The organism is Sphingorhabdus wooponensis, assembly GCF_003933235.1.
Taxonomy (GTDB): Bacteria; Pseudomonadota; Alphaproteobacteria; order Sphingomonadales; family Sphingomonadaceae; genus Sphingorhabdus_B; species Sphingorhabdus_B wooponensis.
In genome coordinates this window covers 409,855-425,562 of record NZ_RWJI01000001.1, presented here as the reverse complement: position 1 = coordinate 425,562, position 15,708 = coordinate 409,855, and the positions used below count along the sequence as shown (strand labels likewise).

At 55.0% G+C, this 15,708-nt stretch carries 17 protein-coding genes and 1 tRNA gene; 8 read left to right on the top strand and 10 right to left on the bottom strand.

Annotation, left to right across the window (positions count from 1 at the left end; translation table 11 throughout):
* Positions 1-55 precede the first annotated feature (55 nt).
* Both nadB and D7D48_RS02245 read right to left on the bottom strand, forming a co-directional pair.
* The gene (nadB, locus tag D7D48_RS02250) at positions 56-1,630 is read right to left on the bottom strand and encodes an L-aspartate oxidase (RefSeq protein ID WP_125229752.1); all 1,575 of its coding nucleotides are present in this window, start codon (positions 1,628-1,630) and stop codon (positions 56-58) included.
* Positions 1,630-2,547, bottom strand: a complete 918-nt coding sequence (locus D7D48_RS02245) for an ABC transporter ATP-binding protein (protein WP_125229751.1) — start codon at positions 2,545-2,547, stop codon at positions 1,630-1,632. Before D7D48_RS02245 ends, nadB begins: the two co-directional genes overlap by 1 nt.
* Positions 2,548-2,685: 138 nt before the next feature.
* On the opposite strand from D7D48_RS02245, the gene D7D48_RS02240 reads away from it, so the two are divergent.
* Positions 2,686-2,880, top strand: coding sequence for a zinc-finger domain-containing protein (locus D7D48_RS02240; RefSeq protein WP_125229750.1), 195 nt, complete (start codon positions 2,686-2,688; stop codon positions 2,878-2,880).
* Between the two features lie 19 nt (positions 2,881-2,899).
* Here the strand turns inward: D7D48_RS02240 and D7D48_RS02235 are convergent, their stop codons facing one another.
* The 7 genes from D7D48_RS02235 to D7D48_RS02205 form a co-directional block, all read right to left on the bottom strand.
* Entirely contained in the window at positions 2,900-3,601 is a 702-nt protein-coding gene (locus D7D48_RS02235) for a Crp/Fnr family transcriptional regulator (RefSeq protein WP_125229749.1), read from the bottom strand.
* A gap of 124 nt (positions 3,602-3,725) precedes the next feature.
* Positions 3,726-3,802, bottom strand: a tRNA-Met gene (locus D7D48_RS02230).
* A 76-nt stretch (positions 3,803-3,878) separates the two neighbouring features.
* On the bottom strand, positions 3,879-4,385 hold the full coding sequence (locus D7D48_RS02225; RefSeq protein ID WP_125229748.1) for a 2'-5' RNA ligase family protein: 507 nt from the start codon (positions 4,383-4,385) through the stop codon (positions 3,879-3,881).
* Between the two features lie 153 nt (positions 4,386-4,538).
* Complete coding sequence (gene rplI, locus D7D48_RS02220; protein WP_125229747.1) at positions 4,539-5,216, bottom strand: 50S ribosomal protein L9; 678 nt, start codon at positions 5,214-5,216, stop codon at positions 4,539-4,541.
* Between the two features lie 11 nt (positions 5,217-5,227).
* Positions 5,228-5,452, bottom strand: a complete 225-nt coding sequence (rpsR, locus tag D7D48_RS02215; RefSeq protein WP_125229746.1) for a 30S ribosomal protein S18 — start codon at positions 5,450-5,452, stop codon at positions 5,228-5,230.
* A 3-nt stretch (positions 5,453-5,455) separates the two neighbouring features.
* Positions 5,456-5,887 carry a 30S ribosomal protein S6 gene (gene rpsF, locus D7D48_RS02210; RefSeq protein WP_125229745.1) on the bottom strand — a complete coding sequence of 144 codons (432 nt, stop codon included), beginning with the start codon at positions 5,885-5,887 and terminating at the stop codon, positions 5,456-5,458.
* A gap of 163 nt (positions 5,888-6,050) precedes the next feature.
* Positions 6,051-7,445 (bottom strand): glutamate ligase domain-containing protein, encoded by a 1,395-nt coding sequence (locus tag D7D48_RS02205; RefSeq protein ID WP_125229744.1) that lies wholly within the window; start codon positions 7,443-7,445, stop codon positions 6,051-6,053.
* Between the two features lie 113 nt (positions 7,446-7,558).
* On the opposite strand from D7D48_RS02205, the gene D7D48_RS02200 reads away from it, so the two are divergent.
* From D7D48_RS02200 to mltG, 7 genes are all read left to right on the top strand, one after another.
* The gene (locus D7D48_RS02200) at positions 7,559-8,395 is read left to right on the top strand and encodes an LD-carboxypeptidase (RefSeq protein WP_125229743.1); all 837 of its coding nucleotides are present in this window, start codon (positions 7,559-7,561) and stop codon (positions 8,393-8,395) included.
* A gap of 36 nt (positions 8,396-8,431) precedes the next feature.
* On the top strand, positions 8,432-9,370 hold the full coding sequence (fabD, locus tag D7D48_RS02195; protein ID WP_125229742.1) for an ACP S-malonyltransferase: 939 nt from the start codon (positions 8,432-8,434) through the stop codon (positions 9,368-9,370).
* Complete coding sequence (locus tag D7D48_RS02190) at positions 9,370-10,173, top strand: crotonase/enoyl-CoA hydratase family protein (protein ID WP_125229741.1); 804 nt, start codon at positions 9,370-9,372, stop codon at positions 10,171-10,173. Before fabD ends, D7D48_RS02190 begins: the two co-directional genes overlap by 1 nt.
* Before the next feature lies 1 nt (position 10,174).
* Entirely contained in the window at positions 10,175-10,912 is a 738-nt protein-coding gene (gene fabG, locus D7D48_RS02185) for a 3-oxoacyl-[acyl-carrier-protein] reductase (protein ID WP_125229740.1), read from the top strand.
* A 94-nt stretch (positions 10,913-11,006) separates the two neighbouring features.
* On the top strand, positions 11,007-11,240 hold the full coding sequence (locus D7D48_RS02180; protein WP_125229739.1) for an acyl carrier protein: 234 nt from the start codon (positions 11,007-11,009) through the stop codon (positions 11,238-11,240).
* 146 nt (positions 11,241-11,386) lie between these two features.
* Positions 11,387-12,646 (top strand): beta-ketoacyl-ACP synthase II, encoded by a 1,260-nt coding sequence (fabF, locus tag D7D48_RS02175; protein ID WP_125229738.1) that lies wholly within the window; start codon positions 11,387-11,389, stop codon positions 12,644-12,646.
* Positions 12,647-12,727: 81 nt separating this feature from the next.
* Positions 12,728-13,729: an endolytic transglycosylase MltG gene (gene mltG, locus D7D48_RS02170; RefSeq protein ID WP_425452540.1), complete on the top strand. Its 1,002-nt coding sequence runs from the start codon at positions 12,728-12,730 to the stop codon at positions 13,727-13,729.
* Between the two features lie 4 nt (positions 13,730-13,733).
* Here the strand turns inward: mltG and D7D48_RS02165 are convergent, their stop codons facing one another.
* Positions 13,734-15,680 (bottom strand): alkyl/aryl-sulfatase, encoded by a 1,947-nt coding sequence (locus D7D48_RS02165; RefSeq protein WP_125229737.1) that lies wholly within the window; start codon positions 15,678-15,680, stop codon positions 13,734-13,736.
* Between the last annotated feature and the right edge of the window lie 28 nt (positions 15,681-15,708).

Genomic DNA, 15,708 nt, shown 5'->3' with positions numbered 1-15,708 from the left:
AATAACCAGATGCAACATTGCCTTAGTTTGCCATCTCTAGGAAAGTGTTTTGTGGCTATGGCATCAAAATCGTGTCGCGCGCCTCATCTGCCATTTCCGGATAATCGAGCGTAAAGTGCAGTCCGCGGCTCTCATGCCGCGCCAGCGCTGAACGGATAATCAAGGCTGCAACCTCGACCAAATTCCGCAGTTCGATTAGGTCAGGGGTGACACGGAAATGGCTGTAATAATCCTCGACTTCGCTGCGCAGCAAATCGATACGATGCTGCGCGCGCTCCAACCGCTTGGTCGTCCGGACAATACCCACAAAGTTCCACATGAACTGCCGAATTTCGCGCCAGCATTGGGCAATCACGACCTCTTCGTCGCTGTCGATCACACGGCTTTCATCCCACTGCCTAATCGGCGGCGGGGGTGGCAGGCTATCCCAATTGGCATCGATATGACGGGCGCAAGCATCACCAAAGACGAAGCATTCAAGCAAGGAATTGGAGGCCAGACGATTTGCACCATGCAAGCCGCTTTGCGTTACTTCGCCCGCCGCATATAGGCCCGGCGCATCAGTCCTGCCGTCCAGATCCACAATCACTCCGCCGCAGGTATAATGCTGCGCTGGGACGACGGGGATTGGTTCGCGCGTGATGTCGATGCCAAGACCAAGCAGCTTTTCATAAATATTTGGAAAATGCGTTTTCACAAATTCGGGTGGCTTGTGGCTGATATCGAGATGGACATAATCCAGACCATCGCGTTTGATTTCAGCGTCATTGGCACGGGCGACAATGTCGCGCGGCGCAAGCTCGGCACGATTGTCATAATCAGGCATATACCGATGCCCAGTTTTCGGGTTTTTTAGGATGCCGCCCTCGCCGCGCACCGCCTCCGTTATCAGGAAATTTTTAACCTCCAGATTATAGAGGCAGGTCGGGTGGAATTGCATGAACTCCATATTCGATACGCGGCACCCGGCGCGCCACGCCATAGCAATGCCGTCACCCGTCGCGCCGCGAGGCGCTGTGGAATATAGATATGTCCGACCGGCGCCGCCGCTCGCGAGAATGGTCGCGCGCGCAGTGAAGGTCTCGACCTGGCCCGTTTTGCGGTTCAACGCATAAACGCCATGGATGCGCCCTGACGTTGAAAAGCGCTCCTGATTTCTACCCAAAATCAGATCAACTGCGACCATGTCCGGAACCAAGCTGATATTCGGATGCGCTCTGGCTGCCGCTTCCAACGCTTGTTGCACAGCCCACCCGGTGGCATCGTCAACATGGACGATACGCCGATGGCTATGCCCGCCTTCGCGGGTTAGGTGCCAGTCATTACCCTCCAGATTGAACGGCACGCCAAGCTTTGCCAGCCGCTCGATCGCGAGTGGCGCATTTTCCACGACAAATTCAACCGTGGCGCGGTTATTCAGCCCCGCGCCTGCGATCATCGTATCTTCGATATGGTTCGCAAAATTATCGCCAGGTTCAAGAACCGCTGCAATCCCGCCCTGCGCCCATGCGGTTGCGCCATCGGAAATCGCTCCCTTGGCCAGCACCACCACCTTACGCGTCGCTGCCAATTGTAACGCCGCCGTCAAACCCGCAGCGCCCGACCCAATGATCAGGACATCCGTTTCCATCAAGGGGCGCTTGTCAAACGGAGGAAGACATCTTCGAGGTCGGCCTCCTTTGTGGTTACGTCGATGATACCCAATCCAAGGCCTTGAACGACCGAAAGCACTTCGCCAGCATTCATACGGTCTTTGTTGTAAGTAATTTCAACCGTGCGCTCGCCCACCATCTCCGTTTTTTCAAAGGCTTCATGCGTAGGCGCAGTGGTTACATCGCGATCCAGCGTCAAAACCACCGCTTTTTCGCGCGCCATGCCAACCAGTTCACGTGTCGGTTTGTTGGCAATCAACTGCCCATGATTGATGATAGCAATCCGGTCGCACAACTGCTCTGCTTCTTCGAGATAATGTGTGGTAAGCACAACCGTGACGCCTTGGCGGTTCAGTTCCTGCACATAATCCCATAATTGCTGACGCAGCTCGATATCGACGCCAGCCGTTGGTTCATCGAGGACAATGACCGGCGGCGCATGGACCATGGCTTTCGCCACCAGCAAGCGACGTTTCATCCCGCCCGATAGCGTCCGCGCATAGGCATCAGCCTTGTCCTCAAGCCGCACGGCTTTCAACAATTCCATTGTCCGGCGTTTCGACTTGGGCACACCATATAGACCCGCTTGCAATTCAAGCGCTTCTTTCGGTGTAAAGAAAGGGTCGAACATAATTTCCTGTGGCACAATGCCGATAGACGCCTTGGCATTGCGCGGATGGGCGTCGATGTCGAATCCCCATATCGATGCACTGCCCGATGTCTTCATCACCAGCCCAGCCAGGATATTAATCAACGTGGATTTACCGGCGCCATTGGGCCCAAGAAGGCCGAAAATCGACCCTTGCGCGACGTCAAAACTGACATCGTTTAACGCTTGCTTCCCTCCTGCATATTTTTTGGAGAGGTTTTGGATCGAGATAGCTTGTTCGGACATATTGTTGCGATAGCGAACGCATGGTGCCAGCGCAATCACATGGAAGCCATCTGCTGGAATTTCGTGACCGCACGATTATCGTTACTTCACTATTTCTCAGTCGTTGCAGCTAGGTTGCGGCTTTGCTAAGCGGCCCACATGAACAACAACGTCCCCGAAACAATCCGAGTCCGCGAACCGCGTGTCGCTTGCGACGGCAGTGGAGATATTCCAGCCGCATTGGGCCATCCCCGCGTCTGGCTTCAAATTGATGAAAAAGGCTATGTCGATTGCGGCTATTGCGACCGGCATTTTGTCCTCATCGGCGGCCCGGCGGATATTACTCCAAACTAAAACGTTCCTATAGCACCGTTCAGGCAGCCGCCGAAATATCTTGAAGCCGCGCACGGTTAAGGATGCTCACTGTCCGGCGATCTGGCAGATGGATAACGCCATCAGCTTTCAATTTAGAAAACTGACGACTGACGGTTTCAATCGTTAGCCCCAAAACGTCGCCAATTTGCTGGCGATCAAGTGGCAATTCAAATGTGTCCAATGCGCCATTATCAACCGTGCAGCCCGTTTCGCCAAGACGAACAGACATTTCGAGCAACAAAGTCGCAACCCGTTCGGTCGCACTTTTCTTTCCCAGCAGCAGCATCCATTCATGGGCACGGTCAAGTTCAGTCAATGTCCGGCGCAGCAACTTATGTTCTAGCTCAGGATGTTGGCGCGCGAAGCTGTCAAAGGTGGATCGCGAAAAAATGCACAGTTCGGCATCGGTTAAGGCGGTCACGCTATACGGGCTTTGCTGCCCAAAGGGCCGGCCAATAAAGTCAGATGAAAAAACAATTCCGACAATCTGCTCTCGGCCATCGGACATGCTCATCGAAACCTTCAGCACGCCTTCTATGACATTTGCGACGACAACGACGTCATCGCCTTCCCAAAATACGGTCTGACCCTTGGCAATTTTTTGCTTTCGGCCTTGCCGACCCAGCAGATCCAGCTCGTGTATGTCGAGGCCGGAGCAAATTGCACGGTTCCGTACAATGCATTGGGAACAATCTTTCATGTCCTTATTGTAGCCCACGCAGCAAAGCGCGGCAACCGCGCAAGCGGTTGGCAGGATCTGTTACGCTGATGTAGATATGCAGCTTGTGCAACTGAGGGGAAATTGCCCCAATTGCGCGCAAGGATGGTAGCGAAGGAGGGACTTGAACCCCCGACCTATGGATTATGATTCCACCGCTCTAACCAGCTGAGCTACTTCGCCATCCATGCGTGAATCCCTGCATTTGCGGGGAAGCACGCGGCGCTATAAGCGCGGCGCTTATATGGGTCAAGCATTGTCAGCCGCGAAATGCCCATCTTCCGATATGCTCCCACGGTCCATCGCGATAATAATGCGCCGACAGGGCAGAAATAGCGAGCGGGCGCGGGTGGAAGCTGCCCAATAATTGCGCATGCAGCGCCTTGGCGACAGGCGGCGCGACCTTGTTCTGGACCGTTATATGCAATTTGGGTGGTGCCTGATCTTGCGGAATCAATAGCCCACAAAAACTGTCAGCCAGCTCGTCGCGCATAGCAAGCAGCTCAGGACTATCGATACGGAACGCTACAGCTTTACCAAGCAACACCACATCACGGAGATACGCGGCTGGCGCAGGATAGTCCTTCACCAACCCCGCCAGCCGCGATTTTATCTCTGGCAAATGGCTTGGCGGCAAATGGTGAAACAAAGTGATATGCGCATCAATATAATTTCGCTCTGGCGGATAATGCGCGCGACGCAGACCGTTGGCCCATGCTTGGTCGGCCTTGCCCATGTCGGCGGTGATGATGATCGGCGCGGTCATGGGGTGAGTGCTAGCACGTGTTCCTAGCAATGAAACAGCACATTAGAACCACATGTCACCCTGAACTAGTTTCAGGATGACATGTAGTGGTGGCACAAAAAAGCCGCCCTGTTTTGCAACAAGGCGGCTTTTTGTATGTAGCAATAGAATGCTTTATGCGTCGTCGCTTACTTCAGCTGAAAGGCCAGCGGCTTCGGCAGCAGCCTTGGCGGCAGCTTGCTCTTCGCGGCGCTTTGCATTGGCAGCGGCTTCGGCAGCATCAGCTGCGTCAGCTGCAACTTCAGCTTCAACCTGTGCTTCGATGGCTTCAGCAGCGATCTCGGCTTGTTCGGCTTCGAACATTTGGTCGAGAACGTTGACGCCATCCTTCTGCAACTCGGCTTCGTCATCCGAACGGGCCACATTGACCTGAACATTGACGGTAACTTCGGGGTGCAGAACAACCTTAACGCCAAATACGCCAAGCGTTTTGATTGGGCGCTCAAGAACGATCATGCTCTTGGTAACCTTTGCGTCTTGGGCGCCCAGACCGTCAACGATGTCCTTGACCGAGACCGAACCATAAAGCTGGCCAGTTTGTGAAGCGGCGCGGATCAGAACGATCTGCTTACCTTCAACACTGCCCGATGCCTTTTGGGCTTCGTCACGACGGCTTGCGTTATCGCTTTCGATTTTCGCGCGGTTAGCTTCGAAAACCTTACGGTTAGCTTCATTTGCACGGAGCGCTTTTTTGTTTGGCAGCAAGAAGTTACGGGCATAGCCGTCCTTCACGGTGACAACGTCACCAATTGCACCAAGCTTTTCAACGCGTTCGAGAAGTATGATATCCATGTTTCGGCTCCTTACTTCACGATGTACGGCAGAAGGCCGATGTGACGGGCGCGCTTGATAGCTTGACCCAGCTCACGCTGCTTCTTGGCCGAAACGGCGGTGATGCGCGATGGGACAATCTTGCCGCGCTCTGAAATGTAACCTTGCAACAGGCGTACATCTTTATAATCGATTTGCGGCGCATCTTTACCCTGGAATGGGCAGGACTTGCGGCGACGGAAAAACGGACGTGCCATGTTTTAAGCCTCCTGCTCTGCGCGTGGTGCGCGGTCTGGACGAGGGGCGCCACGATCACGGTCGCCGCCACCAAAACCGCCGCGCTCACCGCGCTCGCTGCGCTCTGGACGGTCGCTCTTGCGCATCATGACCGATGGGCCCTTTTCATGCGCGTCAACGCGGACGGTCATGTAACGGATCACATCTTCGTTCATGCGTGTCTGACGCTCAAGCTCAGCGATGGTGTCGCCCGAAGCTTCAATGTCGAGCATCACGAAATGCGCTTTGCGGTTCTTTTGAATTTTGTAGGTCAATGTACGAAGACCCCAGGTTTCGGTCTTTACGACCTTGCCCTTATTGTCTTCTACAATCTTGGTGGCAGTTTCTGCCAGCGCATCAACTTGGGCCTGTGAAAGGTCCTGACGCGCCAAAAATACATGCTCGTACAGCGGCATGGGCGTTTCCTTGTTCCTACCGATCGCTGACGCAGCACCATGCATACGCCCCTCCGGCCTTCTTCTATTTCAGTCAGGCGAACCTGAGCGAAGTGGCGCGCTTAGGAGGGATTGGTGCGGAATGCAAGCGATTCGCGGGTTTGCGAAAATGCGCTAGCCGCCCCTAAAGCTTTAACCGCTCTAAGATGTCCGCCGCAAACGCGCTTAGCGTATCATCGCGCGCGCCCATGATGACAATCCGGTCACCAGGCCGTGCCAATTCGACGATGCGGTTACCGCAGTCTTCGCGGGTCGGAATATATTCGGCGTTGCGGCCAGCTTTGGCCGCTGCGCCGGTAATGCTTTGGCTGCCGATGCTTTTGTCCACTGTGCCGCCGAAATAGACAGGATCGCAGAGAATAAGATGGTCATCCACACCCAAGTTATCCGCAAAGACGCCAGCCAGTTCAGAACCCATAACGCGGATGGGGCCATAGCCATGGGGTTGGAAAAAGGCGATGATGCGACCGGGAAAGGCCTTTAACGTCGCAAGAGTTGCGGCGATTTTGTCCGGGTTGTGACCAAAATCGTCAATCACGGTGATGTTATTGGCCGTGCCCACGATGTCGAAACGGCGGGCGAGGCCATTAAAGCGTTCCACGCTGCGCACGGCTTGCGCAACGGACACGCCAAGCGCGACGCTGGCGGCGATTGCGGCAAGGGCATTGGCGATATTATGCCTGCCCGGGACGATCAGCGTCACGGGATAAGCGTCGCCCATGGCATGCAAGGTAAAGCGGCTGCCGAGCGGAAGGTCCGTGACATTGCTGGGGCGAAAACTTGCTTCAGCGGAAAAGCCAAAGCTGACGGCGTCTTGCAATGCCATTGGCGCGACCAATGCCGCAGTCTCCGCATCATCGGCATTCCAAACACAGACTTTCGCCTTTTTGGCAAAGTCACCGAATAGCTGCCGTAATTCTTCAAGGCTTTTGTGATCAAGACTGACATTGTTGAGTACCGCAACTTCGGGCGCGAAAAGAGCTATGGAGCCATCGCTTTCGTCGACTTCGGAAACAAAGACTTCGCCCTGCCCCACACGCGCGCTTGCAAAGGGCGCGTTATCAGCGACAAAGTTTTTCATCACCGCACCGTTCATGATCGTCGGATCAAGGCCTGCATCGGTCAATATCCAGCCAATCATGCCCGTAACCGTTGATTTGCCGCTGGTTCCGCCAATAGCAACGCTGCGCGGGGCGGTGTTGAACAGGTTAGCGAGGAGCTCGGCCCGCGTCATGCGGGCGCAGCCAAGCGCGTTTGCCTTGGCAATGTCCGGCACGCTATCCTCAATCGCGGCGGACGCGATCAGAATTTGGTCGCCGTTCATAAGGCCGCTGCCATCTTGCGGAAAAAGGTCGATGCCAAGGCTTTGCAGCCATGCAAATTTCGGCCCCAAGCGGCCTTGGTCCAGCGCGCGGTCGGAACCGGCGACGTTTGCGCCTGCATCGCGGACGATATTGGCCAAGGGCAACATGCCCGAACCACCAATGCCGCAAAAGAAATAGGATTTGTTTTTGTGCATAAGTGGCGGTTATGAGTTGGCGCGAGTTTTTGCAATGGGACGCTGAACGCTCTGTTTCAAAACCACGTCGCACCAGCGAAGGCGGATGCGACAAACGAAGGAAAGAGTGAAATATGCGGATAGCTATCTGCGCGCCATCAACGCCATTTACGCGCGAAGACGCCGCGCGCGTTTCTGCGCTTGCCGCCACTGCCCACCCGACCGCTGAACTCGTCTTTCACGACCAATGTTTTGCCGAAGCTGGCCATTTCGCTGGACTAGACGATGTGCGCTGCGCCGCGTTTGTGGACGTTGCCAATGACCCAAGCTTTGATGCGGTCTGGTTCGTGCGCGGTGGCTATGGGGCTTGCCGGATCGCACAAGATGCCGTTGCCGCGCTAACGTCAGCGGCGGCAGATAAAATCTATATGGGATATAGCGACGCTGGCAATCTGCTCGGCGCGCTGTATGGCGCCAAAATTGGCCGTGTCTGCCATGGGCCTATGCCAGCCGATATCCGGCGTGATGGTGGTGAGGCCGCGGTCCTGCGCGCACTCAACTGGATGCTACATAGTTCACCGCAATCGCTTGAACCGCATGTACAGTCAGGCACAAAATACGCGGCGTTCAATCTGATGACCTTAGCGATGATAGTCGGCACGCCGTTAATGCCTGACCTAAAAGACCATGTATTGATGGTCGAAGAAGTCAGCGAATATCTCTACGGTTATGACCGCGCCTTTTTCCACGTCACGAGCCATTTACAGTCCGCAGGGCTGGCCGGATTGCGGCTTGGCCGCGTCAGTGATGTCCCCGAAAATGACCGCCCCTTTGGCGAAGATGCCGAAGAAATTGCTCAAAGATGGTGCGCGAAAATGGGCATAAAGTATTTGGGCCGCGCAGACATTGGTCATGATGCTGACAATCGCATTGTTCCGTTCGGGCTTGCAACATCCAGCGCTGCGCCATAGGCGAATTTGCACGAACACCGACCAACAGGAGCAGTTATGCGCGCATTCATTTTCCCCGGGCAAGGCAGCCAAGCCGTTGGCATGGGCAAGGCACTTGCCGAAGCCAGCCCAATCGCGCGCGCGGTGTTTGAAGAGGTCGATGAAGCCTTGGGCCAGCACCTGTTCCGTCTGATGTGCGAAGGCCCAGAAAGCGATTTGACACTGACCGAAAATGCGCAGCCTGCGATCATGGCCAATGCCATCGCTACCTTGCGCGTGCTGGAAAAAGAAGGCGGCGTTCGGTTGTCGGAAAAATGCAATTTTGTCGCTGGGCATTCCTTAGGCGAATATACGGCTTTATGTGCTGCTGGCGCATTGTCTTTGTCGGTGACGGCTGCGCTGCTGAAGCTGCGTGGCCGCGCTATGCAGGCCGCAGTGCCTGTTGGCGTAGGCGCAATGGCTGCTTTGCTTGGCGCGGATATCGAAAAAGCGGAGAGCTTGGCCGCTGCTGCTGCAGAAAGCGAAACCTGCACCGTGGCCAATGATAATGACCCGTCACAAGTCGTAATTTCCGGTCATAAAGGCGCGATTGATCGCGCTATTGCACTGGCGAAGGACCATGGCATCAAGCGTGGTTTATTGTTGCCCGTATCCGCCCCATTTCATTGTCCATTGATGCAACCCGCCGCCGACGAAATGCAAAACGCGTTGGCGACCACCAATATCCAGGCGCCATTAGTACCCTTGTTCGCCAACGTGACCGCCGCGCCCGTGTCCGACCCAGCGACTATATCCCGGCAATTGGTGGAGCAGGTCACTGGCCGAGTCCGCTGGCGGGAGTCGGCAATTGCCATGGCGGAGGCTGGCGTCACCCATTTCGTGGAATTTGGAGGGAAAGTGCTGTCGCCGATGGTAAAGCGCAGTGCCGGTGAAGACATTAACACATCAACTGTCATTAGCATGGATGACATCGAAGCCTTGTTGAAAGATATTTAATGACCGACCAAATTATCCAGTCGCGCGATGGCGGCATACTGACCATCACACTGAATATGCCCGAAAAGCGCAACCCGATTTCCGATGTGTCTGTCGTTGAACAAATATGCGACGCGTTCATGGCGGCTGATCAAGATATGTCGGTACGCTGCGTCATACTGACGGGTGCAGGAACGGTGTTTTCCTCCGGCGGTGATTTGAAACAAATGCGTCCGGATAGCGGCGGCTTGCGGGCAGGATTGCCTGCCGAAACCCGCCGTAATTACAAATATGGTATCCAGCGTCTGCCCTTGATGTTTCAAGCGCTTGAGGTCCCTGTCATCGCTGCGGTCAACGGTGCAGCCATTGGCGCAGGGCTTGACCTTACAACAATGTGCGACATTCGGATCGCTGCGTCTTCGGCTAAGTTCGCCGAGAGCTTTGTGCGATTGGGCATCACGCCCGGCGACGGCGGCGCATGGTTGTTGCCGCGCATCGTCGGGTTTTCAAAAGCCACTGAGCTCGCCCTAACCGGCGAAACCATCGACGCTGCCGAAGCCTTGCGTATCGGGCTGGTTACGCAAGTGGTAGAGGATGCCGACCTTATGGCCGCCGCACGCATGATTGCGGACAAAATCGCGGCAAACCCACCACATGCCGTCCGCATGACCAAGCGCTTGTTGCGCGAAGGGCAAACAGCGGATCTCAAAAATATCCTCGAAATGTCCGCCGCGATGCAGAGCCTTGCGCATGCCACTGCGGACAATGATGAAGCCATAACTGCGTTTTTGGAAAAGCGCGCACCCGAATTTAAGGGAGAATGAAATGTTTGATCTAACCGGCATGACCGCGCTCGTCACAGGCGCATCGGGCGGAATTGGCAGCGCGATCTGTCAGGCGCTTGCGGCCCAAGGCGCGCGCCTTGCGGTATCCGGCTCGAACGAGGAAAAGCTGGAAGCATTCCGGGCATCCTTAGGCGGCGACCATGTGGCGATACCCTGCAACTTAGGCGACAAGGATAGCGTTGAGGCGCTGGTCCCCGCTGCGCTCGAAAAACTCGGCCAAATCGACATCTTGGTAAACAACGCCGGCGTTACGCGGGACAATTTGACGATGCGTATGAAGGATGAAGAATGGGATGACGTCATCCGTATCAATCTTGAGGCCACATTTCGTCTCATGCGCGCCGCCACGAAACCCATGATGAAGGCGCGCTTTGGTCGCATCATCACCATCACCAGCGTTGTCGGCACCACGGGCAACCCCGGGCAAGCCAATTACGCCGCATCCAAAGGCGGCCTTACGGCAATGACCAAAGCGATCGCGCAAGAACTTGCCAGCCGCAATGTGACCGCCAATTGCGTCGCACCCGGATTCATCGCCACCGCGATGACCGAAAGCTTACCTGACGCCCAAAAAGAGGCGCTGAATGCACGTATTCCGATGGGCCGCATGGGCGAAGGCGCCGACATTGGTGCCGCTGTTGCCTATCTTGCCTCAAGAGAGGCTGGTTATGTTACGGGCCAAACAATCCATGTAAATGGCGGCATGGCGATGCTTTAGTGGATAAGCATCGCTTGCCACTTGCCAGCGGCTAATCTGCACATTAGGGCAATAACTGAAATTCATCCTCCCAACCAAATAAGGGGCACAAAAAATGAGCGATACCGCAGAACGGGTCAAAAAGATCGTCGTTGAACATCTGGGCGTTGAAGCCGACAAGGTCACAGAAGCGGCAAGTTTCATTGATGATCTGGGCGCAGACAGCCTTGATATCGTTGAACTCGTGATGGCGTTTGAAGAAGAATTCAACGTTGAAATTCCTGACGATGCTGCTGAAAAGATTGCGACCGTCAAGGACGCGATCGATTTCATCAACAGCAACGGCTAAGCCGTTACGCGCGATGATGCGCGGCTAGATAAAAATTTAAACGGCTTTCCGACCAGCGTTTAGTGCGCTTCCGTCGGAAAGCCGTTTGCTTTTTGGGCCCCATTCGCAGTAATGGGCCGTAAAGATTAGATTTTGGAGATAACGCAATGCGTCGTGTCGTGGTCACTGGATTAGGTCTGGTTACACCCTTAGGTGCAGATGTTGAAACCACTTGGTCCAACCTGATTGCCGGAAAATCGGGTGCTGGCATGATTACGCATTTCGACGCCAGCAACCAGAAATGTCTGATTGCGTGCGAAGTGAAGAGCAAGGAACATCCATGGGGCTTTGACCCCGACAAACGCGTGGACCAAAAGGTCCAACGTCAAGTCGATCCTTTCATCATTTACGGTATTGATGCAGCCGGCCAGGCATTGGAAGATGCTGGCCTAACCGAATTGAGCGAAGAACAAAAACTCCGCGCGGGTTGCTCGATTGGTTCAGGAATCGGCGGACTACCCGGTATTGAAAGCGAAGCGTTGCTGCTCGCGGAAAAAGGCCCAGGCCGCGTCAGCCCACATTTCGTCCATGGCCGCTTGATCAATTTGATCTCGGGCCAAGTCAGCATCAAATATGGCCTCAAAGGCCCTAACCACGCCGTCGTCACAGCTTGCTCCACAGGCGCACACTCGATTGGCGATGCAGCACGCATGATCCGTGACGATGATGCCGACATCATGGTGGCCGGCGGCGCAGAGGGCACTGTGAACCCGCTGGGCATTGCAGGTTTCGCGCAGGCGCGTGCATTGAATATGAGCTACAACGACCGTCCAGAGGCCGCCAGCCGCCCTTATGACAAGGACCGCGATGGTTTTGTGATGGGCGAAGGCGCAGGCGTTGTCGTGTTGGAAGAATATGAACATGCCAAGGCGCGCGGCGCAAAAATCTATGCCGAAGTCGTTGGTTATGGCTTGTCAGGTGATGCCTATCACGTCACCGCACCGCACCCCGAAGGTGACGGCGCGTTTCGGTCGATGCAGATGGCACTGAAAAAGGCTGGCATGACGCCATCCGATATTGATTATATCAACGCACATGGCACATCGACCATGGCCGATACGATTGAGTTGGGCGCGGTAAAGCGCTTATTTGGTGATGCTATGGCAAATGTGTCGATGAGTTCAACCAAGTCCGCCATCGGCCATTTGCTCGGTGGCGCTGGTGCAGTGGAGAGCATTTTCTGCATCCTTGCGCTGCGTGACCAAATTGTGCCGCCAACGCTCAATCTCGACAATCCAGATGAAGGCACCGAAGGCGTTGACCTTGTCCCACATGTCGCCAAAAAACGCGAAGTGAAGGCTGTTTTGAACAATAGCTTTGGTTTTGGCGGGACAAACGCCAGCCTCATTATGAAGTTGGCTGACTAACCGCACGTGGTGATGCCGTAACTTACCCCAGCCTGTCTTCCCTGCACAGGCGCGAAGCGACGGCGGGAATGAGAAGGGTTAATTGTGGCGAAACGGTATGGAAAACAGTCAAACCGAAGCATCGCTAAATGGGCGGTCGTTGTAGCAGCATTGCTGCTGGCAATAATCGCCGGTAACTTCATTCACGGATGGACAGCACCTGGACCGCTGGAGCGTGAGACGACCGTCATTATAAAGCCGGGGTCAAGTATGGTATCGGCTGCACGGCAACTTGAAAAAAGCGGCGCAATCAAATCCGCTGACGCATTTGTGAGCCGGGCAAAGATTTTTGGCGCGTCCAATACCATCAAGGCAGGTGAATTTGTCATTCCGGCCAAGTCATCCAATTCCGATATTTTATCGATCCTGGCAGAGGGAAAAACCGTGCAACGCATGGTCACCATTCCCGAGGGCATGCCGTCGATTATGGTGTATGAGCGCCTCATGGCCAATGACCAGCTTACCGGAAGCATTTCCGTACCGGCAGAGGGCTCGGTTTTGCCTGACAGCTACGCCTTTGACAAAAACGAACCGCGCGCTGCTGTCTTGAAACGCATGCAGGATGCCATGACAAAAACGATAGCCGAGCTGTGGCAAGAGCGCAGCGCGAACACGATGGTTAAAACACCGTTAGAGGCGCTGACACTCGCATCCATTGTTGAAAAGGAAACGGCGCTTAAATCCGAATTGCGTATGGTCTCTGGCGTATATTCCAATCGCTTACGCACGGGCATGCGGCTGCAAGCCGACCCGACGATTATTTACCCCATAACAAAGGGTAAGTCGCTTGGTCGGCGCATTCGCAAGTCAGAAATCCGGGACGTGAACGACTATAATACTTATGCCATGGCGGGCCTACCGAAAGGCCCCATCGCCAACCCATCGCGCGCCGCCATTGCCGCCGTGCTAAACCCGCAAAAGACCAACGCATTTTATTTCGTCGCCGACGGGAAAGGCGGACATATTTTTGCTGACACGTTGCAAGAGCACAACGCCAACGTCGCAAAATGGTACGCCATCCGCCGCCAGCGCGGGGAAATGTAGTCCTTCACGGCTCCACAATGTTGAAGGCGCCCGGCATCGGGTCAAGCGCAGCCTGAAGCTTTTCAATTGCCGCCCTGTCGCCTTCAATCTTCAGTCCAGCGGCCTGCAACTGCGCCGCCGGCATTTTCAGGAACAATAAGGCCAGAAACAATTGCCGTGGGCCTGTAACCGTTACCATCGGTGCGGCATGGACCTGCCCCATTTCGCTGAACATCACCGAATTGCCAACCGTGACTTTCGCGGTTTCTTTTCGGTCAGAAATCACAAAATTCAGCGCCAGCGTGGCATTACCAATGACATTGGGGTCCAGCCGGGTCGAAACGGAATCCAGCAACAAGCCCGTTGGTATAGCCGAAATCATATCGATGCTTTGCGCGTTAATGCCCGCCTTCATGCCGGCACGTAGTTCACGCGCGCCCGTCAGGAACATATTGCGCCAGATCGCGGATTCCGACTGATAGCCCTGCTGTTCATAGCTGTCGGCAAGCAAGGCCCGCCCCTCAGCATTTTTGGGTTCTGCAAAGACAAGTTGATTCAAAAGGTCTGATGACCAGCGATAATCGCCTGCCTTCATCGCCTTTCTTGCTTCTGCCAATACCTTCTTTGCACCGCCCAATGCTGCGACCATCTTGGCCGCGCGAACCTCCGGCGGATGCGGATTGAGATTAGCAGGTACGGCATCATACCAACCCAGGTAATATTGATAAATCGCCTTCGAATTATGGCTGTACGTGCCGTAATAGCCCTTGTTGAACCACTGATCACCAATTGCGGGAGGCGCTTTTAGCACCTCTGCGATCTCAGCTTGAGTCATGCCATTGTTCATCATGCGGACCGTTTGGTCGTGCAGATACCGATAATTGTCACGCTGCCCCGCGAGCCAGCCTTTAACCTCCGACTGGCCAAATCGCGGCCAGCAATGACTAGATGCGATAACATCGCTCCGCTCGCCGTACAGGTTGACGGCTTCATTCAGAAAAACGGACCAACTCAACGCATCACGTACCTTCGCCCCGCGCGGGGTCAGGATATTATGCAGACTGCACGTCGCAATTTCAGCTGCCAGAAATGTCCGCGCCGCTGGCATATAGACGTTCATTTCGGCTGGTGCTTCGGTATGCGGCACCATTTGGAACTCCAAAGTCACACCGTCGACTTCGCGCAACTCGCCTGTTTTACGTATGTCGATTGTGGGTGGGATCAGCGTTATGTCACCTCCGCCAATGCCTTTACCAATACCACTGCCCATTTGCCCCTGCGGGCCGGGTGTTAGATTACTGCCAAATTGAAACGTCGCGCGCCTACCCATCGCAGGACCCGCCATGACATTTTCAGACGCTGTCTCGGCCAGAAAATGCTCGGGCGCAATGATTTGAACCTTGCCTGCTTTAACGTCGGCCTCATTGATGATCCCGCGCACACCGCCAAAATGGTCGCCGTGGCTGTGGCTATAAATGACCGCCGTGACAGGCCGAGTACCCAGCTTTTCGTTCACAAGCTTCAGTGCCGCTGCTGCGGTGTCCCGGCTGGTGAGTGGGTCAATGATGATCCAGCCCGTTTGGCCTTTAATCACCGTCATGTTCGACACATCAAAACCGCGCACCTGCCAGACATTGTCCGTCAAAGCGTACAAACCATGTTTACGCAAAAGGCCCATATGCCGCCACAGGCTGGGGTTCACTGTATCGGGGGATTGCCCATCGGCCATCCAGTCATAAGCGCCCAGGTTCCAGACAGGTTTGCCATCTTTATTGGTGATGATGGGGTCGGACAAAGAGCCCAAAAAGCCCCTGTCGGCAAAATCAAGGTCACGACCATCTTCGGCGGGAAGCTGCGTCGCAACGCTGCGTTGCGCGGCGACGGTCGCATCTGAGGCTGGCTTTGCGTCTTGCGCAAATGCGCTTGTTGCCGATGCAGTGCTCAATAACGCTGCCCATAAAATTTTGTGCATCTTGTCCTCCCCCGAATAATTTAACGGT